The organism is Micromonospora zamorensis (assembly GCF_900090275.1).
Taxonomy (GTDB): domain Bacteria; phylum Actinomycetota; class Actinomycetes; order Mycobacteriales; family Micromonosporaceae; genus Micromonospora; species Micromonospora zamorensis.
Genome location: NZ_LT607755.1, coordinates 3,343,997 through 3,369,830, shown reverse-complemented (window position 1 = coordinate 3,369,830; position 25,834 = coordinate 3,343,997). Strand labels below are relative to the sequence as shown.

General features: G+C 71.9%; 19 protein-coding genes. 13 read left to right on the top strand and 6 right to left on the bottom strand.

The genetic code is table 11. The features are described 5' to 3' along the window. The first annotated feature begins 198 nt into the window (after nucleotides 1-198). Nucleotides 199-1,779 carry a DHA2 family efflux MFS transporter permease subunit gene (locus tag GA0070619_RS14800; RefSeq protein WP_088948606.1) on the top strand — a complete coding sequence of 527 codons (1,581 nt, stop codon included), beginning with the start codon at nucleotides 199-201 and terminating at the stop codon, nucleotides 1,777-1,779. 60 nt (nucleotides 1,780-1,839) lie between these two features. On the opposite strand, the gene GA0070619_RS14795 is transcribed toward GA0070619_RS14800, so the two are convergent. The 4 genes from GA0070619_RS14795 to GA0070619_RS14780 all read right to left on the bottom strand — a co-directional run bounded on the left by GA0070619_RS14795 (nucleotide 1,840) and on the right by GA0070619_RS14780 (nucleotide 5,406). Beyond that, entirely contained in the window at nucleotides 1,840-2,301 is a 462-nt protein-coding gene (locus tag GA0070619_RS14795; RefSeq protein ID WP_088951810.1) for a DUF5709 domain-containing protein, read from the bottom strand. A 120-nt stretch (nucleotides 2,302-2,421) separates the two neighbouring features. Continuing rightward, complete coding sequence (locus GA0070619_RS14790; RefSeq protein WP_088948605.1) at nucleotides 2,422-3,306, bottom strand: alpha/beta fold hydrolase; 885 nt, start codon at nucleotides 3,304-3,306, stop codon at nucleotides 2,422-2,424. A gap of 113 nt (nucleotides 3,307-3,419) precedes the next feature. Beyond that, a complete protein-coding gene (locus GA0070619_RS14785) occupies nucleotides 3,420-4,343 on the bottom strand; it encodes an RNA polymerase sigma factor (RefSeq protein WP_088948604.1) in 924 nt (307 codons plus the stop codon). A gap of 94 nt (nucleotides 4,344-4,437) precedes the next feature. Beyond that, complete coding sequence (locus GA0070619_RS14780; RefSeq protein ID WP_088948603.1) at nucleotides 4,438-5,406, bottom strand: helix-turn-helix transcriptional regulator; 969 nt, start codon at nucleotides 5,404-5,406, stop codon at nucleotides 4,438-4,440. Between the two features lie 62 nt (nucleotides 5,407-5,468). On the opposite strand from GA0070619_RS14780, the gene GA0070619_RS14775 reads away from it, so the two are divergent. From GA0070619_RS14775 to GA0070619_RS14765, 3 genes are read left to right on the top strand one after another with little or no spacing between them, the layout of a single operon-like run. Further along, a complete protein-coding gene (locus tag GA0070619_RS14775; protein WP_088948602.1) occupies nucleotides 5,469-6,602 on the top strand; it encodes an epoxide hydrolase family protein in 1,134 nt (377 codons plus the stop codon). Further along, nucleotides 6,599-7,768, top strand: coding sequence for a winged helix DNA-binding domain-containing protein (locus tag GA0070619_RS14770; RefSeq protein ID WP_088948601.1), 1,170 nt, complete (start codon nucleotides 6,599-6,601; stop codon nucleotides 7,766-7,768). The genes GA0070619_RS14775 and GA0070619_RS14770 overlap by 4 nt, the downstream gene beginning before the upstream one ends. Nucleotides 7,769-7,805: 37 nt before the next feature. Next, nucleotides 7,806-8,549, top strand: a complete 744-nt coding sequence (locus tag GA0070619_RS14765) for a YqjF family protein (protein ID WP_088951809.1) — start codon at nucleotides 7,806-7,808, stop codon at nucleotides 8,547-8,549. A gap of 22 nt (nucleotides 8,550-8,571) precedes the next feature. Here the strand turns inward: GA0070619_RS14765 and GA0070619_RS14760 are convergent, their stop codons facing one another. Continuing rightward, the gene (locus GA0070619_RS14760; RefSeq protein ID WP_088948600.1) at nucleotides 8,572-9,549 is read right to left on the bottom strand and encodes an aldo/keto reductase; all 978 of its coding nucleotides are present in this window, start codon (nucleotides 9,547-9,549) and stop codon (nucleotides 8,572-8,574) included. A gap of 165 nt (nucleotides 9,550-9,714) precedes the next feature. Between GA0070619_RS14760 and GA0070619_RS14755 the strand changes: the two genes are divergently transcribed. The 6 genes from GA0070619_RS14755 (at nucleotide 9,715) to GA0070619_RS14730 (ending at nucleotide 18,944) form a co-directional block, all read left to right on the top strand. Next, nucleotides 9,715-11,094: a cellulase family glycosylhydrolase gene (locus GA0070619_RS14755; protein ID WP_088948599.1), complete on the top strand. Its 1,380-nt coding sequence runs from the start codon at nucleotides 9,715-9,717 to the stop codon at nucleotides 11,092-11,094. Between the two features lie 233 nt (nucleotides 11,095-11,327). Further along, nucleotides 11,328-13,997 carry a carboxylate--amine ligase/circularly permuted type 2 ATP-grasp protein gene (locus tag GA0070619_RS14750; RefSeq protein WP_197699649.1) on the top strand — a complete coding sequence of 890 codons (2,670 nt, stop codon included), beginning with the start codon at nucleotides 11,328-11,330 and terminating at the stop codon, nucleotides 13,995-13,997. Nucleotides 13,998-14,096: 99 nt separating this feature from the next. Next, complete coding sequence (locus tag GA0070619_RS14745) at nucleotides 14,097-15,875, top strand: N-acetylglutaminylglutamine amidotransferase (protein WP_088948598.1); 1,779 nt, start codon at nucleotides 14,097-14,099, stop codon at nucleotides 15,873-15,875. Beyond that, nucleotides 15,876-17,720: a S9 family peptidase gene (locus GA0070619_RS14740; RefSeq protein ID WP_088948597.1), complete on the top strand. Its 1,845-nt coding sequence runs from the start codon at nucleotides 15,876-15,878 to the stop codon at nucleotides 17,718-17,720. It begins immediately after the preceding gene. A 17-nt stretch (nucleotides 17,721-17,737) separates the two neighbouring features. Continuing rightward, nucleotides 17,738-18,316, top strand: a complete 579-nt coding sequence (locus tag GA0070619_RS14735) for a hypothetical protein (RefSeq protein ID WP_088948596.1) — start codon at nucleotides 17,738-17,740, stop codon at nucleotides 18,314-18,316. 73 nt (nucleotides 18,317-18,389) lie between these two features. After that, complete coding sequence (locus GA0070619_RS14730) at nucleotides 18,390-18,944, top strand: dihydrofolate reductase family protein (RefSeq protein WP_088951807.1); 555 nt, start codon at nucleotides 18,390-18,392, stop codon at nucleotides 18,942-18,944. Between the two features lie 5 nt (nucleotides 18,945-18,949). On the opposite strand, the gene GA0070619_RS14725 is transcribed toward GA0070619_RS14730, so the two are convergent. Continuing rightward, nucleotides 18,950-21,991, bottom strand: coding sequence for a BTAD domain-containing putative transcriptional regulator (locus GA0070619_RS14725; protein WP_231927424.1), 3,042 nt, complete (start codon nucleotides 21,989-21,991; stop codon nucleotides 18,950-18,952). Nucleotides 21,992-22,111: 120 nt separating this feature from the next. On the opposite strand from GA0070619_RS14725, the gene GA0070619_RS14720 reads away from it, so the two are divergent. The 3 genes from GA0070619_RS14720 to GA0070619_RS14710 all read left to right on the top strand — a co-directional run bounded on the left by GA0070619_RS14720 (nucleotide 22,112) and on the right by GA0070619_RS14710 (nucleotide 25,786). Continuing rightward, nucleotides 22,112-22,384 carry a GlsB/YeaQ/YmgE family stress response membrane protein gene (locus GA0070619_RS14720; RefSeq protein ID WP_088948595.1) on the top strand — a complete coding sequence of 91 codons (273 nt, stop codon included), beginning with the start codon at nucleotides 22,112-22,114 and terminating at the stop codon, nucleotides 22,382-22,384. Between the two features lie 250 nt (nucleotides 22,385-22,634). Further along, the gene (locus GA0070619_RS14715; protein ID WP_088948594.1) at nucleotides 22,635-24,488 is read left to right on the top strand and encodes an adenylyl cyclase; all 1,854 of its coding nucleotides are present in this window, start codon (nucleotides 22,635-22,637) and stop codon (nucleotides 24,486-24,488) included. 245 nt (nucleotides 24,489-24,733) lie between these two features. After that, nucleotides 24,734-25,786, top strand: a complete 1,053-nt coding sequence (locus tag GA0070619_RS14710) for an NAD-dependent epimerase/dehydratase family protein (protein ID WP_157744000.1) — start codon at nucleotides 24,734-24,736, stop codon at nucleotides 25,784-25,786. Nucleotides 25,787-25,834: the final 48 nt, after the last annotated feature.

Here is a 25,834-nt window from a genome sequence, read left to right as displayed (position 1 = left end):
CCCGACGAGTGGCTGTAAATGGACGGCCGTTCGGATACGCGGCCCGGCGGTCACGAAAACCGGCGGCGAATCGTCACAACCGACAGTTAGTCTGCCTGCGCGCGTCGTCGTCCTGGCACGTCGCGCCCCGCGCCTGGTCGGCGCGGCATCGCCGCCACCGCCCACCATTGGCCGGCTCAATCGACTTCAGGAGAGTCAGTGACACAGCAATCCGTCGCGACAGCGGACAAACTCGACGCCGCGGTGCTCAAGGTGGCGGGCGTCGTCGTCCTCGGCGCGATCATGTCGATCCTCGACGTGACGGTGGTCAGCGTGGCGCTGCCCACCTTCCAGAGCGAGTTCGACGCGTCGTACGCCCGCGTCGCGTGGACGATGACCGCCTACACCCTGGCCCTGGCCACCGTGATCCCGCTCAGCGGTTGGGCGGCCGACCGGTTCGGCACCAAACGCCTCTACATGGTGGCGTTGGCCCTGTTCACCATCGGCTCGGGTCTGTGCGCCACGGCCGACACGATCGGCGAGCTGATCGGCTACCGCGTGCTTCAGGGCCTCGGCGGCGGCATGCTCATGCCGCTGGGCATGACCATCATGACCCGCGCGGCGGGGCCGCACCGGATCGGCCGACTGATGGCCGTCCTCGGCATCCCGATGCTGCTCGGGCCGATCGGTGGCCCGATCCTCGGCGGCTGGTTGATCGACACCGCGAGCTGGCACTGGATCTTCCTGATCAACCTGCCGATCGGCGTCGTCGCACTGATCTACGCGCAGATGGCGCTGCCGAAGGACGCCCCCGAGCCGTCCGAGTCGTTCGACTTCGTCGGCATGCTCATGCTCTCGCCGGGCCTGGCGCTCTTCCTCTACGGCGTCTCGTCGCTGCCGGAGGCGGGCACCTTCACCGAGGCCAAGGTCTGGGCCCCGATGCTCGTCGGTGGCGCGCTGGTGGTGGCGTTCGTGCTCTACTCGTTCAAGCCCCGGCACCCGCTGCTCGACCTGCGGCTGTTCCGCAACCGCAGCCTGACCATCGCGTCGCTGACTTTGTTCGTGTTCATCATCGCGTTCATGGGCGCCGGCCTGCTGTTCCCGAGCTACTTCCTCCAGGTGCGCGGCGAGACAACGCTGGCGGCCGGTCTGCTGATGGCCCCGCAGGGCATCGGCGCGATGATCACCATGCCGATCGCCGGCACGTTGGCCGACCGGGTGCCGATCGGCCGCACCGTGCCGTTCGCGCTGGGGCTCATCGTCGTCGGGTTCTTCAGCTTCACCCAGGTCGACCCGCAGACCTCGTACTGGCTGCTCGGCGGGTCGCTGTTCGTGATGGGCCTGGGCATGGGCGGCACGATGATGCCGATCATGACGTCCGCGTTGCGGACGTTGCAGGCTCAGGAGGTGGCACGCGGCTCCACCCTGGTCAACATCCTCCAGCAGATCGGCGGGTCGGTCGGCGCTGCCGTGATGTCGGTGATCCTCACCAACGAGCTGAACGGCTCCCGGCCGATCCCCGGCCTGGTGGACGAGAGCGGCAAGCCGGTCACCGAGGCCGGGCTGGCCATCGCCTCCCAGCAGCGGCCGGAGCTGCTCCAGCAGATGCCGGTGGACCCGTCCATCATCGAACGAGGGCTCGACTTCGCCGCCAAGTCGTTCGCCACCACGTTCTGGGTCGCGTTCGCGCTGGTCGTGCTCACGTTCATCCCTGCGGCCCTGCTGCCGCGCCGACGTCAGCCGGCTCAGCTCGACGACCCGCAGGGCGAGCTGGTCAAGACGCCCGTCGTCATCCACTGAGCAACCCGCCCGCCGCGCTCACCATCCACGGATGGTGAGCGCGGCGCTTTCGGACGATCGTCAGCGCAGCGGACCGTCGCCGGGGCCGTCCGGGTCCTCGACCACGTGGACCGCCGCTTCCTCCGCGCTGGCGGCACCCGCGTCGATCCCGGCGTCCCACGCCACCGACTCGGCCTCGTCGTCCTCGCGGACGCCCTCGTCGTACGCGACGAGACGGCCGGCGCGCGCCTCGGCCTCGTAGCCCCGGCGGGTCAGCTCGTCCTCGTCGTCGCCGCCCTCGGCGTACGGGTCGACATCCGGCACCTCCTGGGTGAGGCGCTGCTCCAGGGACTCGCCCGCCCGCTCCTCGGCCGGCGTGGTGCCGAACCGGTTCGCCGCCGTCCAGTGGTCCTCGGCGACGATGCCGGTGTCGAGGGGGTCGCCGACGCGGTCGTCGTCCAGGGTGTCCGAGGCGTCCAGGACCCCGTCGTCCTCGGCCACGTTCCACTCGTCGACGGAATCCATCCGTTCGGTCTGGCTCACGGCGGTCTCCTCTTCGTCACGGTGCACCAAAGTGCCCAGCCTATGACCGTCCAACGCCGGCGCAGCCCGAGGCCTGCCCGCTGTGACGAACGGACCTCGGGCTGCGACGCCGGTGCCGGGTCAGCGGCTCAGCAGCCCCACCACGGCCTCGGTGAACTCCGTCGGCTGCTCGATGTGCCCGAAGTGCCCGCTGTGCTCCAGCACGACCAGCCGTGAGTCCTTGAGGCCCGCGTGCGCCTGCTCGGCCCAGCGGGGACCGCAGATGAAGTCGTACGCGCCCACGATCACCACGACGGGCACGGTGATCTCGCCGAGGTTGTCCCGTACGTCGAAGGGCGTGGGGTCCTGCGCGCCGGCCGGCGCCGACCAGATGCGTACGGCGGCCTGGAACGGGACAAACTCGTCCTGTCGGCCCCAGAAGTCCGCGAAATACACCGGGAGGGCGGCACGCAGGGCGGCCCCCAACGACTCGTCGTCCGTCGCCGCGCCGATCTGCCCGAAGGCGGCCGGAACCGCCGCCGCCTCCGGCCGGTCCGGGTGCCGCTGCGGGTACGCGGCCAGACCGGCCATCGCCTCGGCCCAGAACTCTGCGCCGGTGACGGGTGAGGTGTCGTACAGGGCGAGACCGGCGACCCGGTCCGGGTGTGCGAGGGCGTAGCGCTGGACGACGAAACCGCCGTGCGAGTGCCCGAGGAGGTGGACCCGGGGTGCGTCGAGGTGCTCGACGACGGCGTGCAGGAACCGGACGTACGTGTCGAGACGGTAGTCGGCGGCGTCGTCGAGGCGCCCCGAGGCGCCGGTGCCGACCGGCTCGACGTACACCATCGTGAAGTGCTCTTCCAGGCTCGGTGCCCGCAGGTAGGCCCACTCGATGCCGGGGCCGCCGGAGTGCGCCACACAGACCGGGCCGGTGCCGGCGACGTGGTAGACCTGCCGAACGCCGTCGACGGTGAAGGTGTGGGCGCCCGGTGCGAGGGCGCTGACGTCGTGGCTGGTGGAACCCATGAACTATCTCCCGTTCCGAGACCCGTGCGGCGAATGCCCGCACGGCAACTGGCGCATGACGCGGACCAGATGCGCGGGACGAAGGAAAAGTTCGCTCGGTCGGGGAAGTTTCTTCAGACCAGCGCCGGGACGGGGTGGAAGAGGGTGAGGCGGCGCACTCGCCCCTCGCGCAGCACCTGCAACCACAGCGCCGCGGGTGGGCAGTGCTCCGGGTCGTCGGGCGGGCTGATCAGGTCGGTCTCCCAGATCAGCACGTCGCCGCTGGCGGCCACGTTGCGCAGCCGTTGGCGTACCCCTGCTGTCAGGTCTCGGTTCATGCCCTGGATCGCCAGGTCACGACCGCCGCGCGGGCCGCCCGGCACGACCATCTCGGCGTCCGGCCACCAGCTCTCACGAACCACCCGGTCGAAGTCGCCGCCCATCGCCGTCGCGATCATGTCGCGACCCTCCCGCCACCGCGATTCGGTCGCCGCGGTGACGTCGGTGTGCGCCGCGGTCGCCGCCGCGCGGAGGCCGCCGGCTAGCGCGCGGCGGGCGTGGCTGAGGCGGCTGCGGACGGTGCCGACCGGCACGCCGCACACGGCCGCGATCTGCTCGTACGACGACGCGTCGCTGAAGTAGCGCAACAGGGTGACCAGCCGGTCCGGCTCGGACAACTGCCCGATGGCGTGCCACACCCAGTTACGCATCGCGCCCCGGTCCAGTGCCTCCTCGGGGGTGGGTGTGTCGGCGGGGCGGGCGAACCAATCCGGTTCGGCGACCGGGACGGCTCTGGGCCCGCGCACGGTCATCCGACTGTTGTTGCGGACGATGGCACGCAGCCACGCGCCGACGGCGGCGGGGTCGCGGACCTCGCCGATGCGACGCAGCGCCACCACCATGGCGTCCTGCACCGCGTCCTCGGCGTCCGGGCCGTAACCGAGGACGCTCAACGCGACGGCCCGCATCTCGGCCTCGTGCCGGGCCAGCAGCGCTCCGAGTGCCGCCGCGTCTCCCGCCTGCGCGAGCGCGACCAGTTCCGCGTCGCTCTGCGTCACGCCCAGTTCCTCCCCGAAATACCGATTTAGTACGCTTGTGCTCGACCAAGCGTACGGCGGGTCGGCGGGCCGATGCCCCGGCTCGGCGGCCGTCCTACGGTGTGGATGGGCTGGCGGCGCGGGTGGCTCGGACCCCGAGCTGCCGCAGGTGCGCGATCAACTCCGGCGGCTCGTGCACCTCCACGTCGCAACCGAGAGTCAGCAGGCGCCACGCCAACCACTCCAGCGTGTCAGCGTTGCTGCGCAACCGGCAGGAGGTCGCGTCGATCGGCTCCAGATCGACGCCGGCGCCACCGAGCAGGCCCGCCATCCGCTCGACCGGCGCGTACAGCGTCACCACCGCCCGGTAGACGGGCGTCAGCTCAAGCAGCTTCTCCGTCATGAACGAGGCGGCGTCCGACGCCGGCAGTTGCCGGGCGGCGACCCGGGTCCGGGTGTGCCGCAGGTCGGTGATCCGGTCGACCCGGAAGATCCGCCAGTCGTCGCGGTCGTTGTCGTAGCCCACCAGATACCAGCGTCGACCCGCCGACACCAGCTTGTACGGCTCGACGAGCCGTTCGGTGTCCACGCCGTCACGACGGCGGTAGGTGAACCGCAGTTGCTCCCGGTTGTTGACGGCGCCGGCCAGCGCGCTCAGGTGCGCCGGGTCGACCGTCGGTCCCGCCCAGGTGAGCAGCGGTTCGGTGGCCGCCCCGAGTGCGCTGACGCGGTGCCGCAGCCGGGACGGCAGCACCTGTTCGAGCTTTGTCAGCGCCCGTACCGAGGCCTCCTCGATGCCGGCCACCGCGTGACCGGCGGCGGTGCGCAGACCGACAGCGATCGCCACCGCCTCGTCGTCGTCGAGCAACAGCGGAGGCATCGCCTTGCCGGCCACCAGGCGGTAACCGCCGATCGCCCCCATCGTCGCCTGCACCGGGTAGCCGAGGTCGCGCAGTCGCTCCACGTCGCGGCGAATGGTGCGCAGGCTGACGCCGAGCCGGGTGGCGAGTTCGCTGCCGGGCCACTCGCGCGGCGTCTGCAACAGCGACAGCAGGCCCAGCAGTCGGGCGGGGGTGTCGGACATGACCTCAGCTTGCCAGCGATGTGTGACAGAACCTGTCCTATATGGCCCGTAGCGTTTCCGGCATGACGCCATTTCGCATCGACATACCGCAGTCGGACCTGGACGACCTGAGTGACCGGCTCGCCCGCACCCGGTGGCCCCGCTCGTTGCCCGGCACCGGCTGGAGCCGCGGGGTGCCGGTGGACTACCTCCGCGAGCTGACCGAACACTGGGCGAGCGGTTACGACTGGCGGGCGCACGAGGCGCGGCTCAACGACCTGCCCCAGTTCGTCACCGAGATCGACGGCTTGGACGTGCACCTGCTGCACGTCCGCTCGCCGGAGCCGGACGCGCTGCCGTTGCTGCTGACACACGGCTGGCCGAACTCCGTGGTCGAGTTCACCGAGCTGATCGGCCCGCTGACCGACCCGCGCGCCCACGGCGCGGACCCCACGCAGGCGTTTCACCTCGTGGTGCCGTCGGTGCCCGGCTACGGTTTCTCGCAGGCGCCGCCGGCCGGGTTCACGATCGACCGGCTCGCCCGGATGTGGGCCGAGCTGATGGCCAACCTCGGCTACCACCGCTACGGCACCCAGGGCGGGGACCTCGGTGCGTACGTCGCCCCGCGGGTGGCGGCGGTGGCGCCGGAGCAGGTGGTCGGCGTACACATCGACGGTGGGTTTGGCTTTCCGACCGCCGCCGACGTGCCGGAGATGAGCGCGACGGAACGCGCCGAGTGGGAGCAGATGCAGCAGTGGATGAGCAGTGGCGTGGACCATCACGCCCTGCTGCGAGCGGCGCCGCAGACGTTCTCGTACGCCTGGAACGACTCGCCGGTCGGGCTGCTGGCCTGGATGATGCAGAAGTTCAAGGAGTTCACCATGACGGTGCCGACGCCGGAGCAGGCCATCGACCGGGACCACCTGCTCACCAACGTGAGCCTCTACTGGTTCACCGGCACGTCGGGAACGTCGTCGTGGCCCATGTACGAGCGACTCACCGTCGCCGACGACGGCGGCTTCGCCTGGCCCACCGGCCAGCGGCGGGTGCCGTCCGGTGTGTACGGCGGCGGGTCCGCGCTGATGCGCCGCCTCGCCGAACGGGACAACACCATCGTCCACTGGCCGCAGGGCAACCCGGGCAGCCACTTCGTGGCCATGGACGAACCGCTGGCGCACGCGGCGGACATCCGCGCGTTCTTCAGGGGCCTGCGATGACCGACCTGAGCTGGGCGCAGGTGTCCGCTCGACGCCTACAGCGGCACCGGCTCGGCACACCGGTGGTGGACGCGGCACCGGAGGCGGCACCGGACGCCGGACGCGTCGCCGACGTGGTGTCGACGATCTGCGGCGCGCACGCCCAGATCGCATCCGCCGCCGAGCTGTCCATCGGGCTGCGGGTGCCGGGCGCGACCCGCGCCCTGGTGCGCCGGGCTCTGTGGACGGACCGCACGCTGGTCAAGACCCGTGGGCCGCGCGGCACCGTGCACCTGCTCGCCGCAGCGGACCTGCCGATGTGGGTCGGCGCGCTGACCGCGTTGCCGACCCCCTCGTGGGAGCGCAGTGCGGTCCTGCTGACACCCCGGCAGACCGAGCAGGTCCTCGCGGCCATTGCCGAGGCGGTTGCCGAGGCCGACCTGACCACCGCCGAGCTGACCGAGGAGATTGTCGCCCGCACCGGCCCGTGGGCGGGTGACCTGGTCATGGAGGCGTTCCAGGACAAATGGCCTCGGTGGATCGCCGCGATGACCGCCGCCACCCGAGGCGGAGTGATCTGCTTCGGCCCGAATCGCGGTCGGGTCAGCACGTACACCAGCCCGGCCCGGTGGCTGCCCGACTTCGCGCCGATGCCCGGTCCCGCCGCCCTGGCCGCACTCGTCCGCAGTTACCTGTACGCGTACGGGCCGGCCACCCCGGCGCAGTTCGCCCGGTGGATGGCGGTGCCCCCGGGGTGGGCGACGTCGCTGTTCGACTCGCTCGACCTGGCCGAGGTGACAGTGGAGGGCACCCGGACCTGGGTGGCCGCCGACGACACCGGGTTCCCCGACGACCGGCCGTCCGGGCTGCGACTGCTGCCCTACTTCGACGCGTACGCGGTCGGCTGCCACCCCCGCGAACGGCTCTTCCCCGGTGCCGCCGCCGAGCGTGCGCTCGCCGGTGGCCAGGCCGGCAACTATCCGGTGCTGCTGGTGGACGGTGTGGTCGCCGGGGTGTGGCATCAACGCCGCTCCGGCCGCTCGATCCGCGTCACCGTCGAGCCGTTGCGGACGCTCGACGCCGCCCGGCAACGGGAGCTGGCGGAGGAGGTCGAACGCATCGGCGAGATCCTGGAGGGCAACGCGTCGCTGACCATCGGCACCGTCAGTGTCGGTCCGCACGCCTGAGACCACGCCGGCCCACGGCGTGGGCGAGGATGAGAGCGTGCACCCCGAACCGGTCGACCACTCGCCCCGGCAGTCGTTCCCCTGGGCGGTCCTGGGCCAGCGCTGGGAGGACCTCACCTTCCTGCACTGGGCCGTCGACCCGGCGCTCGTCGCACCGCTGCTGCCGGCCGGAACCCGTCCGGACACGCTGGACGGCGTCAGCCACGTCGGGCTGATCGGCTTCCGGATGGTGGGGCTGGGCTTCGGGCGGGGCCCCGGTGTGCCGTACTTCGGCACCTTCTGGGAGACCAACGTCCGGCTCTACTCGGTCGACGACCTCGGCCGGCGGGCCGTCGTGTTCCGGTCGCTCGACGCGTCCCGCCTGGTGCCGGTGCTGGTGGCACGGGCGACGCTGCGGCTGCCGTACCTCTGGTCGTCGATGCGGATGGACCGCGACGGTGACCGCCTCACCTACCGGTGCCGGCGACGCTGGCCGGGCCCGGCGGGCACGACGAGCCGGATGGTGGTGCGGGTGGGGGAGCAGGTCGACGACCCGACGCCCCTTGAGCATTTCGTCACCGCCCGCTGGGGGCTGCACACCCGGGCGTACGGGCGCACGCTGCACCTGCCGAACTGGCACCCGCGCTGGCCGCTGCACCGGGCCGAGGTGCTGCACCTCGACGACGAGCTGATTGCCGCCGCCGGGCTGCCGGCACCGGTCGGCCCGCCGGTCAGCGTGCTCTACTCGCCCGGTGTCGGGGTCAGGTTCGGCCCGCCCGTGGCGGTCCGGCGGCCCAGCTGAGTGGAGCCGGGCCGCCGGGCTGTCAGTAGCGACCGCCCTCGGGTGCGGGCAGGGCGTCCAGGTCGGCCAGGTCCTCGGCGCCGAGTCGGACGTCGCCGGCGGCGCAGTTGTCCGCCAGGTACTTCGGGGTCTTGGTCCCGGGGATCGGAATGACCTGGTCACCCTGGGCGACCACCCAGGCGAGCGCGACCTGCGCGGACGTGACGCCGGCCCGGTCCGCGATCTCCCGGACCCGGGCGACGATGGCGAGGTTGGCGCGTAGCGCATCCTGCTGGAAACGCGGCAGGCCACGACGGAAGTCGTCGGCGGGCAGGTCGTCGAACGAGGTGAACCGGCCGGCGAGGAAACCGCGACCGAGCGGGGAGAACGGCAGGAAGGCGATGCCGTGCTCGGCGCAGTACGGCAGCACCTCAGCCAGCGGGTCGCGGGTCCACAGCGACAACTCGGACTGCACCGACGCCACCGGGTGCACCGACTGGGCTCGCTTGATCTGGGCCACCGTCACCTCGGACAGCCCGATCTGCCGCGCCTTGCCCGCCGCCACGACCTCCGCCATCGCGCCCCAGGAGTCCTCGATGGGCACCTCCGGGTCGACCCGATGCAACTGGTAGAGGTCGACGTGGTCGGTGCCGAGCCGGCGCAGGCTGTCGTCGATCGCCGCGCGGATGTGCTCCGGACGGCCGTTGTTGCCGATCTTCGGCGAGTTGCCGGGACCACCGGTGGGGGAGGTCGCCACCAGGCCGACCTTCGTCGCCAGGACGGCCCGCTCCCGGTGGCCACCGACCAGCGCCCGCCCAACCAGTTCCTCGTTGGTGTACGGCCCGTACACGTCCGACGTGTCGATCAGGGTCGCGCCCAGGTCGAGCGCCTGGTGGATGACCGAGATCGAGGTGTCGTCGTCGCGGGGACCGCTGATGTCGTATCCGTGGCTCATGCCCATGCACCCGAGGCCGATGACGCCGACCTCGGGACCTGCGCTGCCCAGCGTGGTGGTTCGCATGCGCCCCACGCTACGACCAGCGCTGCCGACCCGCACCTACCCGAGGGGGCTCAGCGGCCTCGGGTCCTGGTGCCCCCGCCTTGCCTGCATTGGCATTGATCGATATTGTGCGCGAAGGCGCCGCCCCGCCTCAGACCACCACCGTCGATCCGAAGCGGGTTCCGCATGCGCGCACTGAGACTTGTCACGACCCTGGCCGTCGCCGGCCTGCTGGCCGGTGGGGTGGCCATCACCGCCACCCCGGCCAGCGCGGCGACCGCCGTGTTCTCCGTGACGAACAACTGGGGCAACGGCTACCAGGGGCAGATCACCGTCACCAACGACACCTCCGCACAGATCACGAGCTGGCGGGTCGAGTTCGACCTGCCGTCCTCCTCGACCGTCAGCCAGTCGTGGAACGCGCAGCAGTCGACCTCCGGCAGCCGCTACACCTTCACCAACGTGTCCTGGAACGGCACCCTCGCCGCGGGCGCCTCGACGTCGTTCGGTTTCCTCGTCAACGGCTCCGGCACCCCGGTCAACTGCACGGTGAACGGCGCGTCGTGCGCCGGTGGCCCACCCCCGACCACGCCGCCCCCCACGACGCCACCGCCCACGACCCCACCGCCCACGACGCCACCGCCCACGACCCCGCCACCGACCACCGGCACCCCGGTCGAGCGGTACGGGCAGCTGCGGGTCTGCGGCACGACGATGTGCGACAAGACCGGCGCACGGGTGCAGCTGCGCGGCATCAGCAGCATGTGGCTCAACTGGGAGACCGCCCCGTACGCCGAGAACCTCTCCGCGCTGACCTGGATGCGCGACAACTGGAATCTCCAGGTGATCCGCGCGGCGATGGGCGTGGAGCCGGCGGGCGCGTACCTCAGTGACCCGGCCAAGGCGCGTGCACAGGTGGAGACCATCATCAACAACGCGGTCACCGCCGGTGTGTACGTGATCGTCGACTGGCACGCCCACGAGGCGCAGAACAACCAGTCCCAGGCGGTGGCGTTCTTCGGTGATCTGGCCCGCCGCTACGGTCACCTGCCCAACGTCATCTGGGAGCCCTACAACGAGCCGTTGCAGGTGAGCTGGACCAACGTCATCAAGCCGTACCACCAGGCGGTGGTCTCCGCGATCCGCGCCGCCGACCCGGACAACATCGTCGTGCTCGGCACCCCGACCTGGTCGCAGGACGTGGACGTCGCGGCGGCCAGCCCGGTCACCGGCACCAACCTGATGTACACGCTGCACTTCTACTCGTGCACGCACGGCGCGTCGCTGCGGGCCAAGGGCGATGCGGCGATCCGCGCCGGCCTGGCGCTGTTCGTGACGGAGTGGGGCGCCAGCCACGCCGACGGTGGCCTGGACGGCCGATCCTGCCTGCCGGAGGCGCAGTCCTGGATCGACTGGATGAAGACCAACGGCATCTCCTGGACCGCGTGGAAGCTCGACGTCGGCACCGACACCACCAACCTGCTCAGCCCCGGCGCACCGGTCACCGGGGGGTGGAACAACTACCTGCACGGCCACGCGCCGTTCGTGGTCGCCAATATGAGGTGATCCCGGCCGCTCCCAGGCCGTGATCGACACGTGTTCACTGATGTCGGGGTATCCGGATCGACGGGATACCCCGACATCGCCATGCCCGTCGACCCGGCAGGAGCGTGCTGCGCGTCGCTGAGCAGCCCGGCCAGAACGGCGCGTCACCTTAACGCGCTGGAAACACCCCCGGTACCAACCCTGGGAACGCTCGTCGGACAGCCGAGACCACCGACACGCGAACCGGGGTGACCATGGCCGACAACACCACGAACGTGCCGACGTTCGACGGGTCGATGGGCCGGTCCGGCAATGGCCGGACGCTGCCCACGCCCCGCACCAACCCGGTCGCGTCGCTGGACGACGGTGACCCGGCGGACCTGGCCACGATCGGCGTGGAGGAGGAGTTCCACGTCGTCGACCTGCACACCCGCGAGCTGGTGCCCCGGGCCGGGGAACTGCTCGACCGGCTGCCGGCGACCTCGTTCACCGCGGAACTGCACCGCAGCGTGGTGGAGACCAACACCGCGGTCTGTCGCACCCTCGACGAGATCCGCGACGAGCTGACCAGGCTGCGTCAGCTCGCCGTCCGGGTCGCGGACCGGGCCGGGCTGGGCATCGTGGCGGCCGGTACGGTGCCGCTGCGCGCCGACGGGGACCCGAGCGTCACCCCCACCTCCCGCTACCGGCGGATGCTCGACGAATACCAGCTGCTCGCCCGGGAGCAGTTGATCTGTGGCGCGCAGGTGCACGTCGGGGTGTCCGACCGGGATCTCGCGGTGGCCGTCACCCGCCGGGTCCAGCCGTGGCTGCCGGTCCTGCTCGCCCTCTCCACCAGCTCGCCGTACTGGATGGGTCAGGACAGTGGTTACGCCAGCGTCCGGTCGCTGGTCTGGCAACGCTGGCCCACGGCGGGGGACCCGGGCGAGGTGACCAGCGCCGCGGACCACGAGGCTCTGGTCGCCGAGCTGATCTCCTCCGAGACCATCACCGACCCTGCCATGATCTATTTCGACGTCCGGCCGTCGGCCCACGTGCCCACAGTGGAGCTGCGGATCACCGACGCCAACTCCGACGTGGAGACCATCGTCCTGCTCACCGGCCTGTTCCGGGCGCTCGTCCGGCGGGAGGTCGCCGCGCTGCGAGCCGGGGTCGAGCGCACCGGCGTACGGCCACCGGTGCTGCGCGCCGCCGTGTGGCGGGCGGCCCGGTCCGGGCTGGAGGGTGACCTGCTCGACCTGCCCCGCTCGGCCCGGCCGGTGCCGGCCGCCGAGGCGGTCCGCCGCCTGGTGACCGACCTGCGTCCGCAGTTGGAGGCGACCGGCGACTGGGAGCAGGTCAGCGAGCTGACCCGTCACGCGCTGGAACGCGGCAGCTCCGCCGCCCGACAGCGGCGGGCGTACGAGCGGCGCGGCCGGTTGGCCGACGTGGTCGACCTGCTCCTCGACGAGACCCGGGGCCGGGTCCGGGGGCCACTGCCCGGAGTGTCGCCGCTGCCCGTCCTGCCCACGTACACCGACTCGTCCGACGAGGTCTTCGGGCCCGGCGGGCCGGAGCCCTCGTACCGTCCGTTGCTGGCCGCCCTGCGCGGCCTCGGCGCCGGCGGCCTGCGTCAACGGGAGAACGACCGGGACGAGGAGCAGCGGGCCCGCGGTGTGACGTTCAGCGTTGCCGGTGAGGCGAGCACCCGGCTCTTCCCCGTCGACCTGGTGCCGCGCGTCGTGCCCGCCGCCGACTGGCGGACCCTGCGCACCGGCCTGGTGCAGCGCGCCCGCGCCCTCGACGCGTTCCTGCGGGACGTCTACGCGGACCGGGCCGTGGTGGCCGACGGCGTCGTGCCGGCATGGGTGGTGGAATCCTCGCCCGGTCTGCGCCCGACCGGGGCGCTGATGGGCCGGCGGGGAACCCGCGCCCAGGTGTCCGGCACCGATCTCGTCCGGGACCCGGATGGCGGCTGGTACGTGCTGGAGGACAACCTGCGGGTGCCCTCCGGAATCGGCTACGCGGTGCAGAACCGCCGGTTGACCCAGGCGGTGCTGCCGGAGCTGCCGGTGCCGGCCGATCTGCTGCCCGCCGACGAGACACCGGCGATGCTGTACCGGGCGCTGGTCGCCGCCGCGCCTGCGGCTGCCGACGATCCCGCCGTGGTGGTGCTCAGCAGCGGTCCCGGTGATCCCGCGTGGTTCGAGCACCGGCTGCTCGCCGACGAGATGGGCGTGCCCCTGACCGAGACCAACGACCTGCTGGTGGAGGACGGCCGGGTCCGGCTGGTCCGCGAGGGCTGCCGCCGCGAGGTGGACGTGATCTACCTGCGGATGGACGAGGAGGCGCTGCTGCACGCGCCGGGCGCCGACGGGGTGCCGCTGGGCTGGCCGCTGCTCGCCGCGGTGCACGCCGGGCGGCTCACGTTGGCCAACGCGCTGGGCAACGGTGTCGGCGACGACAAGGCGCTGTACGCGTACGTGCCCCGGCTGATCGAGTACTACCTGGGCGAGAAGGCTCTGCTGGGGGACGTGCCCACGTACCTGTGCGGGCTGCCCGAGCAGCGGGCCGAGGTGCTGGGGCGGCTCGACGAGTTGGTGCTCAAGCCGGTCGACGGGTACGGCGGCGACCGGGTGGTGATCGGCCCCCGGGCCGAGGCGGAGGAGCTGGACGCCGTCCGGGAGCAGATCCTCGCGGCCCCGCACCGGTGGATCGCCCAGGAGATGATCGCGTTGACCACCCACCCGGTCTTCGACGGCACGGCTCTCGCCCCCCGTCACGTCGACCTGCGGGCCTTCGTGTTCCTCGGCGACACCGCCGAGGTCGCGCCGGTCGCGCTGACCCGGGTCGCGCCGGCCGGCAGCATGATCGTCAACTCGTCCCGAGGCGGCGGGTCCAAGGACACCTGGCTGCTCGGTGGAGACGAACGGCCGTCGGTGTAACCCACGCTTGACCCGCCCGTCATCGGGACGCAACCCGGTCCGCCAAACCTGGACCCGTCAGCGGCCCGAGCGGACCCGAGCCGAACAGAGGTGCGTGGCATGTGCGGTATCGGAGGCGAGTTCCGCTTCGACGGGACGCCACCGGACATGGCGGCCGTCGAGCGGATGCTCCCCGCCCTGGCCTCCCGTGGCCCGGACGGTGAGGGCCGGTGGCAGCAGGGGCCGGCGGCCCTGGTGCACCGACGGCTGCGCATCATCGACCTCTCCGACGCGGGCGCCCAGCCGATGGTCGACGACGAGCTGGGTCTGGCCGTCGTCTTCAACGGCTGCATCTACAACTACCGGGAGCTGCGCGACGAGCTGATCACCGCCGGTTACTCCTTCCGGTCCACCTCGGACACCGAGGTGATCCTCAAGGCGTACCACCGGTGGGGGACGGCCTGCGTCGAACGGTTCTACGGAATGTTCGCGTTCGCCCTGGTGGAGATGGCCACGCACACCCTGGTGCTGGCCCGCGACCGGCTCGGCATCAAGCCGCTCTACCTGGCCGAGGGGCCGGGGCGGGTCCGCTTCGCCTCCACCCTGCCGGCGTTGCTCGCCGCCGGTGACGTGGACACCGACCTCGACCCGGTGGCGCTGCACCACTACATGAGCTTCCACTCGGTGGTGCCCCCGCCGCGCACGATCCTCGCCGGGGTCCGCAAGCTCCCACCGGCGACCGTGCGGGTGATCACCGCATCCGGCCGGAGCACCGACACGCTGTACTGGCGGCCGGAGTTCACCAGGGCCGCGGCCGATCCGATGTCCGCCGACGAGTGGCAGGAACGGCTCATGGCGGCGTTGCGCACCGCCGTACGCCGACGGATGGTCGCCGACGTGCCGGTCGGCGTACTGCTCTCCGGTGGCCTCGACTCCAGCCTGATCGTCGCCCTGCTGGCCGAGCAGGGCCAGACCGGACTGGCCACCTTCAGCATCGGCTTCGAGGCGGCGGCGGGGGAGAGCGGGGACGAGTTCCACTACTCCGATCTGGTGGCCCGTCACTTCGGCACCGACCACCACCAGATCCGCATCGGCGCGAGCCGGTTCGTCCCCGCCGTGCACGACGCCATCGCCGCGATGAGCGAGCCGATGGTCAGCCACGACTGCGTCGCGTTCCACCTGCTGTCCGAGGAGGTCTCGCAGCGGATCACGGTGGTCCAGTCCGGGCAGGGCGCCGACGAGATCCTGGCCGGCTACGACTGGTACCCGCCGATGGCCAACGTAGCCAGGGCGGACGCCGTCGAGGCGTACGCCCGGGTGTTCTTCGACCGTCGTCACGACGCGCTCGGCGGGCACCTGGCGCCGGAGTGGATGCTCGACCACGACGCGAGCCTGGAGTTCGTGGCCGCCCACTTCGCCGCACCGGGCGCGGACACCGCGCTGGACGCGGCCCTGCGGCAGGACAGCCTGGTGATGCTGGTCGACGACCCGGTCAAGCGGGTGGACAACATGACGATGGCCTGGGGGCTGGAAGCCCGGGTGCCGTTCCTCGACCACGAGGTCGTCGAGCTGGCCGCCGCCTGCCCACCGGGGATGAAGCTGGCGCAGGGCGGCAAGGGCGTGCTGAAGGCGGCGAGTCGGGGCATCGTCCCGGACGCGGTGATCGACCGGCCGAAGGGCTACTTTCCGGTGCCCGCCATCCGGCACCTCTCCGGCCCGCTGCTCGACGACGTGCGCGACGCGCTGACCGCCCGGCCGGCCCGCGAGCGGGGCCTGTTCCGCAAGGACTACCTGGAGGAGTTGCTGGACGCGCCCAACGCCCGGCGGACCACGCTGGGTTCCAACGCGCTCTGGCAACTCGGGTTGCTGGAGCTCTGGTTGCAGCGGATCGGGGTTTAGATGAGCGTACGGACCGAGGTGCCGGGCACCGCCCGACGGGCCCGACCCGTCGGCCACCGGCCGGCACCGCCGCTGCCTCCCGGCGAGGACCACGCGCCCGCGCCGTCCCCCGACGGTCGCCGGGTGGCGTTCCTCTCCGACCGGGCCGGCGCGCCGGGCGTCTGGGTCCGCGACGTCGACGCCGCCGAGGCTGTCGCGCTGCCCACCGGCGACGACCCGGTGCTCGCGCTGAGTTGGTCCCCGGACGGGCAGTGGCTGGCCTGTGTCGTCGCCCCCGGCGGCGCTCCCCGCACCGAGCTGTGGGTGCTGCGCCCGGACGGGTCACGACGCCGCCAGGTCGCCGGGTTCGGCCGTCGCAGCGCCGCGTTGGCCGGCTGGCTGCCCGAGGGTGCGGTCCTGATGGTCACCGAGACCGACGAGCACGCCCGGGCCGTCCTGGTCGACGCGGGCACCGGGCACCGGCGGGTGCTCGCCGAGGGTGACCTGCTCACGCTCCTGGACGTCACCCCGGACGTCGGCATCGCCCTGCTGCGCCGCGGCCCGCGCAACGCGCGCTGGCTGGAGGTGCTCGACGTGGCCACCGGCGTTCGACGGCGACTGTTCCCGGACACCGGCCAGGGCAGCACCGACCAGGGCTGGTTCGGAGCGGACGGGACCAGCGTGCTGGCCCGCACCGACGCGTTCTCGGAACTCGCCGCGCTGGTGCGGGTCGACCTGACCCGACCGGAGCAGCCGCCGACCCGGCTCGCCGGACGACCGGACGCCGAGTTGGAGCAGGCCGTGCCGAGCGCCGACGGGCGGCGGGTCGCGCTGCTGTGGAACACCTACGGTGGCCGCAGTGAGATGAGCCTGCTCGACCTCGCCAGCGGCGTGCAGCGGGCCGTGGTGGCACCGGGCGAGGTGCTCGACGACGCCGTCTTCGCCGCCGGCGGTGACCTGCTCTGCGTCACCGCGCAGGGGCCGGTGCAGCCTCGGGAGGTCTGGCTGGTGGACCCGACGAGCGGGGCGCTGCGGCCGCTGCGCCCGGACACCGGTGTGGCGCGTACGGGCGACGGCGGGGTCGCGCCGCACCTCGTCGACCTGCGTGCCCGCGACGGGTTGCCGCTCTCCGGCTGGCTCTACCGCCCCGCCGGGCCGGGTCCCTGGCCGACCGCCATCAGTCTGCACGGAGGCCCGGAGGCGCAGGAACGTCCCTGCTACAACCCGTTGTTCCAGGCTCTCGTCGCGCAGGGCATCGCCGTGTTCGCGCCGAACGTGCGCGGCTCGTCCGGCTTCGGCCGGTCCTTCGTCGCGGCCGACAACCTCGCCGGCCGGTACGGCGCGATCGCCGACGTGGCGGCCTGCGCGGACTTCCTCGTCGACAGCGGCGTCGCCCGGCCCGGCCAGCTCGGCTGTCTGGGTCGTTCCTACGGTGGTTACCTGGTCCTCGCCGTGCTGGTGAACTTCCCCGGGCTGTTCGCCGCGGGGGTCGCCGAGTGCGGGATCTCCGACTTCCACACCTTCTACGCCGGCACCGAGCCGTGGATCGCCGCCGCCGCCGTCAGCAAGTACGGCGACCCGCAGCGCGACGCGGAACTGCTGCGTGACCTCTCGCCGATGACCCACCTCGACCGGCTCGACGTGCCGGTGATGCTCATCCACGGCGCCAACGACACCAACGTGCCGGCGGGCGAGTCGGCGCAGGTGGCGCAGGCCCTCGCCGCCCGGGACGTGCCGCACGGGCACCTGGTGCTCGCCGGCGAGGGGCACGACTTCCTGACGCGCGCCAACGCCGAGGCGGCGCGTACGGCCACCACCGCCTGGCTGACCCGGCACCTCGCCGCGGCCACGACCACCGTCGGCTGAGGCGTTATCCTGCGCCGGTGGAGGTCACGGCGCAGGGCGAGCGGTTGGCGTCCGACCTCGGTCGCGCTCTGGCGGACCTGACCTTCGTCGACCTGAGCGCCGACGAGGTCACCGCGCGGGTGATCGACTCGGTCGTGGGGTGGGCCGAGGCCCAGGGCTGGCGGGTCTATCGGCGCGCCCCCAGCGTGTTGCCGTTGCCGCCGCCGCTGGAGCAACGGCACTCGGTCCTGGACGTGGCGTGTGCCCGCCCGGACGGCCCGCCGGTCGTCGTGGAGGTCGACCACACCGACCGGGCCCGTACGGTGCAGAAGTTGCGCGCGGAGGCGGACGCCGGCCGGATTCCGATCTGGGTGCGGTGGGGTGTCGGGCGTTTCACCGCGCCGCCCTTGCCGGTGCGGATGGTGACCGTCGAGGTGACCCGGCGTGCCGGGCCGGCGGGGCAGGGACGCCTGCACAGCCGCACCGGTGACCGCCCCGCGCCGGCGCACTCGACCGGCGGCGGCACGGTGGCCACGCAGGCGCTGCCCATCCCGCTGACCGACCCGCTGTCGCAAGCGGCTCCAGGCGCGGCCGGGGACGCCGGTAAGGGCACCTGAAGCGAATCGTAAGCGGGCATTGGCAGAGTTCTGGGTGTCACCGGAGAGCACGACAGACAACCAGGAGATCCCGATGCGCAAGCTCATCAACTCGACCTACATCACCCTCGACGGCGTCATCGAGAACCCCATGTGGACCATGCCGTACTTCGACGAGGAGGCCGCCAGCCTCGCCGGGGCGCAGACCACCGAGGCCGACGCGATGCTGATGGGCCGAGCCACCTACGACGGCATGTCCGCCGCCTGGCCGACCAGGGACGAGAGCGACCCGACCACGGGCGCCGCGTACTTCAACAACGTCAAGAAGTACGTCGCCTCGACCACCCTGACCGACCCCACCTGGAACAACACGGAGGTGCTCCAGGGCGACCTGGTCGAGGCGGTCAGCGCGCTCAAGGCCCAGGAGGGCAAGAACATCATCCAGTACGGCTTCGGCTCGGTCACCGCGCAGCTGATCCGGGCGGGCCTGGTGGACGAGGTCCGGTTCTGGATCCACCCGGTGCTGGAGGGCGGCGCCAACCTGACGGTGCCGCTGACCGACTTCAAGGCCTCGTTCGACCTGGTCGACACCCGGGTGCACAAGAGCGGCGTGATCGTCGCCTCGTACGCGCCGAAGACGCCGGCCTGACCAGATCAGAGCTGAGCCCGGGCCTCGCTCGGGCTCAGCTTCGCGCCCTCGGCGAGCAACGCGTCGAACCGCTGCGGCCCGAGTGCGGCTCGCAGGCGCTCGGTCGTCCGGTCGATGTCGTCGCGTTCGGCCGGCGCGGCGGGGGACTGCGTGGCGAGTCGGGCAGCGGCAGCGGCGCCCAGCAGTCGGGCGGCCACCTCGGGGGAGCGCACCGCCGCCGCCATCCCCTCCAGGGGGCCGACCGCGTCGCGCATCGTGGTCATCGCCTCGGCGGCCTCGAACGCCTCGATGTGCAGGGCCAGCGCGGCATCCGGGTCACCGCCCTGCTCGAGGGCGTAGCCCAGCTCCACCAGGACCATCGGCAGGTAGAGCGCGGGTTGACTCTCGCCCCGGCCCAGCTCGGCGAGGTGGCTGAGGTGGGTGACGGCCAGGTCGAGCTTGCCGTCGCGGCGGGCGGCCAGCCCGAGGCTCATCTCCGCGAAGACCAGCGCACCGGGCGAGCCCTGCTCGACCGCCAGGGCGTACGCGCGTTCGGCCAGTTCCCGACCCTGGGCGTAGTCGCGGGTCTGCACGGCGAGCCAGGCCAGCCAGGACAGCTCCGCGCAGACCTGCGGCCACAGCGCCAGTTCCTCGGCCCAGCGCAGCCCCTCGCGGTGCAGCGCGGCGGCGCGCTCGTGCTCGCCGCGCATGTCGGCCAGGCCGCCCACCCACTCGGTCGCACGGAGCCGACCCCACCGGTCGCCGAGGTCGGCGAAGAGCGCGGCGCTGCGGGTCGCGGTGTCCTCCAGGGTGGCCTGGTCACCGTTGGCGTGCGCGATGTGGGCCAGGGAGGTGAGCACCGCGGCCTCGGTCCACCTGTCGACTGTGGCGGTGGGCAGCAGCTCCGCAGCCAGGGCCAGGTCGCCGTGCTCGATCACCGCGTTGGCCGCGAACCACGCGGCGTGGCAGCCCGGGTCGGCGGCCACCGCGGCGCGTACGTCGTCCGGCTCGGTCGCCTCGCCCTGCGACAGGGCGAACCCGACCCGCCAGGGGGCCGCCCGGGTCTCCTGGTCCGGGTCACCGGGCACGGCCAGGGCTCGCCGCGCCTCGGTGAGCCGGCCGCGCAGGTGCCAGTACCAGCTCAGCGCGATCGCCAGGCGCAGCCCTCCGCCGTGCACCAGCGCGGATCGCAGGTTCGCCATCTCGGCGTCCAGCAGCGCCAGCCACCGCTGCTGGTCGGCCCCGCGCAGCTCCGGGTCGGCGCGCTCGGCCAGCTCCGTGTAGTAGGTGGCGTGCCGGGTGCGCACGGCGTCGGCGTCGGTCAGTCGGTCCAGGCAGAATGCCGCGACCGATTCGAGCAGCCGGTAGCGCGGGTTGGCGCCGGAGTCGTCCAGCACCACCAGCGACCGGTCCACCAGCCGGGCGAGGGTGTCCAGGTCGGTCCCGCAGACGTACTCGGCGGCATCCGGGGTGCAGCCGTCCCGGAACACCGCCAGCCGGGCCAGCACCATCCGGTCGGTCTCGTCGAGGAGGTCCCAGCTCCAACCGATCACCGCGGTCAGCGTCCGCTGCCGGGGTGGCACGTCCCGCTGCTGGGTGGTGAGCAGACGGAAGCGGTCGTCGAGCCGTTCCACCACACCGCGCACGCCCAGCGCGCGCACCCGGGTCGCGGCCAGCTCCAGCGCGAGCGGCAGGCCGTCGAGGCGGCGGCAGAGCTGCGCGACCGCGGCGGCGCTCTGCCCGTCGAGGCGGAACCCGCGCTGCTGCGCGGCGGCGCGGGCGGCGAACAACCGGGCCGCCGCCGAGTGCCGGACCGTGTCCAGGTCACCGTCATCCGGCACGGGCAGTGGGGGTACCTCCCAGAGCAGTTCACCGGTCAGCCCGAGTGGCTCCCTGCTGGTGGCCAGCACCCGCAGCCCGGGCACCTCGCGCAGCAGCCGGGCGACCAGCTCGGCGACCGGGTCGATGACGTGTTCGCAGTTGTCCAGCACGAGCAGCAGGTGTCGGTGCCGCAGGGTCGTCACCAGCCGGTCGGCGGGGGACATGTTCGTGCCGGCCGCCTCGTAGCTGCCCAGAGCGGCGAGCACCTGCTCGGCGACGAGCGCGTCACCGGCGGGCAGCGGGGCCAGCTCGACCAGCTGGACTCCGTCGGGAAGGGACTGCGCGCGGGCCGTCTCGACGGCCAGTCTGGTCTTGCCGACGCCACCGGGCCCGACCAGCGTCACCAGCCGCTGCCGGGGCAGCAGCTCGCCCAGCTCGGCCAGCGCCTCGGCGCGCCCGACCAGCTCGTCGAGCGGGGCGGGAAGGCTGACGCGGATGACCGCGGCCTTCGGCGGCGCGCTGAGGGTGGCGTCCTGTTCGAGGATCCTGCGGTGCAGGGCGACCAGCTCGGGGCCGGGGTCGAGGCCCAGCTCCTCGGCGAGCCGCTCCCGCAGATCGGCGTAGCTGTCCAAGGCCTCGGACTGGCGGCCGGCCGCGTACAACGCGCGGAGCTGCACCGCCCGCAGGCCCTCACGCAGCGGATGCCGGGTGACCAGCTCGGCGAGGTCGGCGGCGACCAGATCGTGTTCACCCCGGGCCAGCCGGGCCTCGGCCAACCGTTCGTGGACGGTGAGGCGCTGCTCGGCGAGGCGGGTGGCCTCCGCGCGGACGAACTCGGCGTCGGCCACGTCGGCGTACGCCTCGCCGCGCCACAACGCGAGGGCATCGGTCAACCGCTCGACGTCGGTGCACCGGGCCAGCTCGTCGAACCGGGCGACGTCGACCGCGTCGACCCGCAGCAGATAGCCCGGCGGCCGGGACTCGACCAGCTCGCGGGCACCCGGCTCGGCGTCGTTGAGCGCCTTGCGCAACTGGGACACCCGCACCTGGAGGGCGCCGGCGGGGTTGGCGGGGCAGTGCTCGCCCCACAGATCGTCGATGAGGCGGTCCGCCGAGACCACCTGGTTGCGGTTGACCAGCAGGTCGGCCAGCAGCGCGCGTACCTTCGTGCCGGGCACCACCACCGGCTCGCCGGCGTCCGTGGTCACGGCGAGCGGCCCGAGCACCCCGAACTGCACGGCGGTCATCCTAACGCCGGTAAGGCGGCCTGAAGCCGACCGCAGATTGAAGATCCAGAGGGTGTTTCGCGGCTCGTTGCCCAGGGCAATCAAAGGCCGACGACATTCCCCTCGCAAAGGACGACTCCCGTGGAAATTACCGGCTTCTTCGCCGCCATCATCATCGGTCTGATCATCGGCGTGCTGGGCCGGCTGGTGGTGCCGGGCAAGCAGAACATCCCGATCTGGCTGACCCTGCTCATCGGTGTGGTCGCGGCGATCCTCGGCACCCTCGTCGCCGGTGCCCTCGGTGTCGACGACACCAGCGGGATCGACTGGATCGAGCTGATCCTGCAGGTCGTCTTCGCCGCTGTCGGCGTGGCGATCGTCGCCGGTGTCTACGGCCGGCGCCGGGTGCGCTGACCTCTCACACCTCGTGGCGGCCCGCCCTCCTCAGGAGGGCGGGCCTCGCCGTATCCGGACTCCGAAATGGACCGACCGGTACCGGCACGAAGTTCGCCGTCCGTGGTCATGGCGGGCGGCCGGATTAACGGGTAGAAAGATGTCAACCCCCTTCTGGTCCGGCTCAACTCCGGCGGCAGGGGTCAGAGAGCGCTCTCACCGCCCCCAGCTGCGCCGGAAGCATCTCCGGCCAGCGGAGAGGACGAACTACATGACAAGCCCGTCCCTACGTACCCTCACCCTTGCTCTGCTGGTGACCACCGCCGTCACCATGACCAGCACCGCCGCCACCGCCGGTCGCCCGACCCACGGCGCACCGGACTTCGGCCCCAACGTGACGATCTTCGACCCGGGCATGCCGGTCGCCGAGATCCAGCAGACCCTGGACGCGGCCCACGCCCGGCAGGTCGACAACGAGATGGGCACCGAGCGGCACGCCTACCTGTTCAAGCCGGGCACGTACGGCACGGCCGAGCAGCCGTTGCAGGCCAAGGTCGGCTACTACACCGAGGTGTCCGGTCTGGGCGCCTCGCCCACCGACGTCACGGTGAACGGCAAGCTCGAGGTCTACAACCGCTGCCTGGCCGACGGCGGCACCGGCAACTGCCTCGCGCTGGTCAACTTCTGGCGCACCCTGTCCAACCTGTCGCTCACCATCAACGCCTCCGGTCAGGACGGTTGCCGGTCGACGGCGAACTTCTGGGCGGTGTCCCAGGCGGTGTCGATGCGCCGGTTGAACATCAACGGCGGCGGTCTGTCGCTGATGGACTACTGCACTGCCGGCCCGCAGTTCGCCAGCGGTGGCTTCATCGCCGACTCGCGGCTGCCGGCCACCACCAACGGCTCGCAGCAGCAGTGGCTGACCCGCAACAGTGAGGTCGGCAGCTGGTCCAACGCGGTGTGGAACCAGGTCTTCGCGGGCGTCGAGGGCGCGCCGGACGACGCCACGTTCCCCGACCCGCCGTACACCACCCTGGAGACCACCCCGCTGAGCCGGGAGAAGCCGTACCTCTTCGTCGACGGCAAGGGTCGCTACAACGTGCGGGTGCCCGCCGCGCAGCGCGACAGCCGGGGAGTCTCCTGGGCCGACGGCATGACGCCGGGACGGACGATCGGGATCGACGACTTCTTCGTCGCCAAGCCGTCCGACCCGGTACGCGTCATCAACGCCCAACTCGCGCGCGGGAAGCACCTGCTGCTGACCCCCGGCACGTACGACATCGCCCGCAGCATCGAGGTCCGGCGGCCCGGCACCGTGGTGCTCGGAATCGGCCACGCGACGCTCACCGCGGTGAACGGCGCCATCCCGCTCGACGTCGCCGGTGTCCCCGGCGTGATCGTCGCCGGTGTCACGATCGACGCCGGTCTCGTCGAGTCGCCGGTCCTGCTGCGGGTGGGCCGCCAGCACGGCCACAACGCCAGCAGCCCGCACAACCCGACCACGCTGTCCGACGTGTACTTCCGGGTCGGCGGCCCGCACATCGGCCGGACGAACACCGCGCTGGAGGTCAACAGCGACAACGTGCTCATCGACCACACCTGGGTCTGGCGCGGTGACCACGGCGTCGAGGGCTTCACCGAGGGCGTCAACGGTGACACCGACCGCTGGCGCACCAACACCGGTCGCTACGGCGCCGTCATCAACGGCGACCACGTGACCGCGACCGGTCTGTTCGTCGAGCACTTCCAGCGCTACAACACGGTCTGGAACGGCGAGCACGGCACCACGATCCTCTACCAGAACGAGCTGCCGTACGACCCGCCGACGCAGGCCGACTGGATGAACGGCGCGGTCGAGGGCTGGGCCGGGTACAAGGTCGGTGACCGGGTGCGTCACCACACCCTGCACGGCGGCGGGGTGTACGTCTTCAACCAGAACAACCCGTCGATCCACACCGAGAACGGCTTCGAGGTGCCGAACCGGCCGGGCGTGAAGCTGCACCACGTCATGACCGTCAACCTCAGCGCCGGCACGATCGACCACGTGGTCAACGGCGTCGGCGAGGCGGCCGATATGACCAAGGTGGGCGCGCCGGTCTACCTCGCGCAGTACCCGACTTCGTAAGGGTCTCGGGTGTACCGACGGGGCCGGAGCCGGCATGGCTCCGGCCCCGTCGGCTGTGGAACGGCCAACGGATCCAATCCACGCGTGAACGCTGCGGGCCGACCGTGGCCGCGACGAACCCTCATGTCCGCTCCGCTGCATTAGGCGAAAAGTCTCTTTCGTGGTTATTTGGTGGGTTACTGTCGTGCCTGGCCGTCTTGGTGTGCGAAGCGGGCCGACAGGCTCTGTCGTCCAAGGAGTTCCAGGTGGACCTGCCAGTTACTACCGTCGGGGTCGACCCGGCGAACGACCTGACGCCCCGGCGTGTTCTGGTCACGGGAGGTGCCGGCTTCATCGGAAGCCACGTGGTCGCCCGGCTGATGCTGATGGGCAGCCAGGTCCGGGTGCTCGACAACTTCTCCACCGGCCGGCTCGAGAATCTGGCGGACGCCGTGTGCGGAGGTCTGACCGATGCGGACGTCGTCTCCGGTGACATCCGTACGCCGGCGGGTGTCGAGGTCATCCACCAGTGGCAGCCGGACGTCGTGGTGCACCTCGCCGCGCAGGCGAACGCTCCGGTGGGTCGCCGCTCACCGCTGTACGACGCCGACGTGAACGTCTTCGGCACCGCCAACGTGCTGGACGCGTGCGCCCGCAGCGGCGTACGACTGGTGGTCAATGCGGCCGGCAGCGCCATCTTCGGCAGCGTCCCCGCCCACGACCTGCCGGTCCGCGAGGACCACCCGATCGCTCCGGTGGACCCGTACGGCATCAGCAAGGCCGCCGGCGTGCACTATCTCGACTGGTACGGACGCCAGCACGGCCTGCCGTACACGTCGATGGTCTTCGGCAATGTCTACGGGTCCCGGCAGGAGGGCGGCGACTACGGCGTCGTGTCCCTGATGGTGGATGCCCTGCTCGGTGGGCGCCAGGCGGTGATCTACGACGACGGCACGCAGACCCGGGACTTCATCCACGTCAGCGACGTCGCCGAGGCGGTGGCCGTCGCCTGCCACCACAGCGGGGTGGGGATGGTCAACATCGGTTCCGGCCAGCAGACGAGCGTCAACGACGTGTACGACACCGTCCGGGAGGCGTCCGGTGTCGACAACACGGCCCGCTACGAGCCGTTGCCCTGGCCGGGCGAGGTGCGCAACATGGCGCTGGACACCAGGAAGGCGCGCGAGCTGCTCGGTTGGCGGCCGAAGCTCGGCTTCACCGAGGGCGTACGGATGACGGTGCGCGACGCCCGCCGTTGGCAGGCCGGCAGCCGGATCCTGTCCCCGGTGCGCGCCCTGGACCAGGCCCTGACCCACTGATGACCCAGCGTGAAATTCCCGTCATCTGATCGGGAATTTCATCGATTA

Excerpts from the sequence above, each read along its gene's own strand:
- GA0070619_RS14790 (WP_088948605.1), bottom strand. The coding sequence starts at position 3,306 with ATGGGTTCCACCAGCCACGACGTCAGCGCCCTCGCACCGGGCGCCCAC.
- GA0070619_RS14780 (WP_088948603.1), bottom strand. The coding sequence starts at position 5,406 with ATGTCCGACACCCCCGCCCGACTGCTGGGCCTGCTGTCGCTGTTGCAG.
- GA0070619_RS14775 (WP_088948602.1), top strand. The coding sequence starts at position 5,469 with ATGACGCCATTTCGCATCGACATACCGCAGTCGGACCTGGACGACCTG.
- GA0070619_RS14770 (WP_088948601.1), top strand. The coding sequence starts at position 6,599 with ATGACCGACCTGAGCTGGGCGCAGGTGTCCGCTCGACGCCTACAGCGG.
- GA0070619_RS14760 (WP_088948600.1), bottom strand. The coding sequence starts at position 9,549 with ATGCGAACCACCACGCTGGGCAGCGCAGGTCCCGAGGTCGGCGTCATC.
- GA0070619_RS14755 (WP_088948599.1), top strand. The coding sequence starts at position 9,715 with ATGCGCGCACTGAGACTTGTCACGACCCTGGCCGTCGCCGGCCTGCTG.
- GA0070619_RS14750 (WP_197699649.1), top strand. The coding sequence starts at position 11,328 with ATGGCCGACAACACCACGAACGTGCCGACGTTCGACGGGTCGATGGGC.
- GA0070619_RS14745 (WP_088948598.1), top strand. The coding sequence starts at position 14,097 with ATGTGCGGTATCGGAGGCGAGTTCCGCTTCGACGGGACGCCACCGGAC.
- GA0070619_RS14740 (WP_088948597.1), top strand. The coding sequence starts at position 15,876 with ATGAGCGTACGGACCGAGGTGCCGGGCACCGCCCGACGGGCCCGACCC.
- GA0070619_RS14730 (WP_088951807.1), top strand. The coding sequence starts at position 18,390 with ATGCGCAAGCTCATCAACTCGACCTACATCACCCTCGACGGCGTCATC.
- GA0070619_RS14725 (WP_231927424.1), bottom strand. The coding sequence starts at position 21,991 with ATGACCGCCGTGCAGTTCGGGGTGCTCGGGCCGCTCGCCGTGACCACG.
- GA0070619_RS14715 (WP_088948594.1), top strand. The coding sequence starts at position 22,635 with ATGACAAGCCCGTCCCTACGTACCCTCACCCTTGCTCTGCTGGTGACC.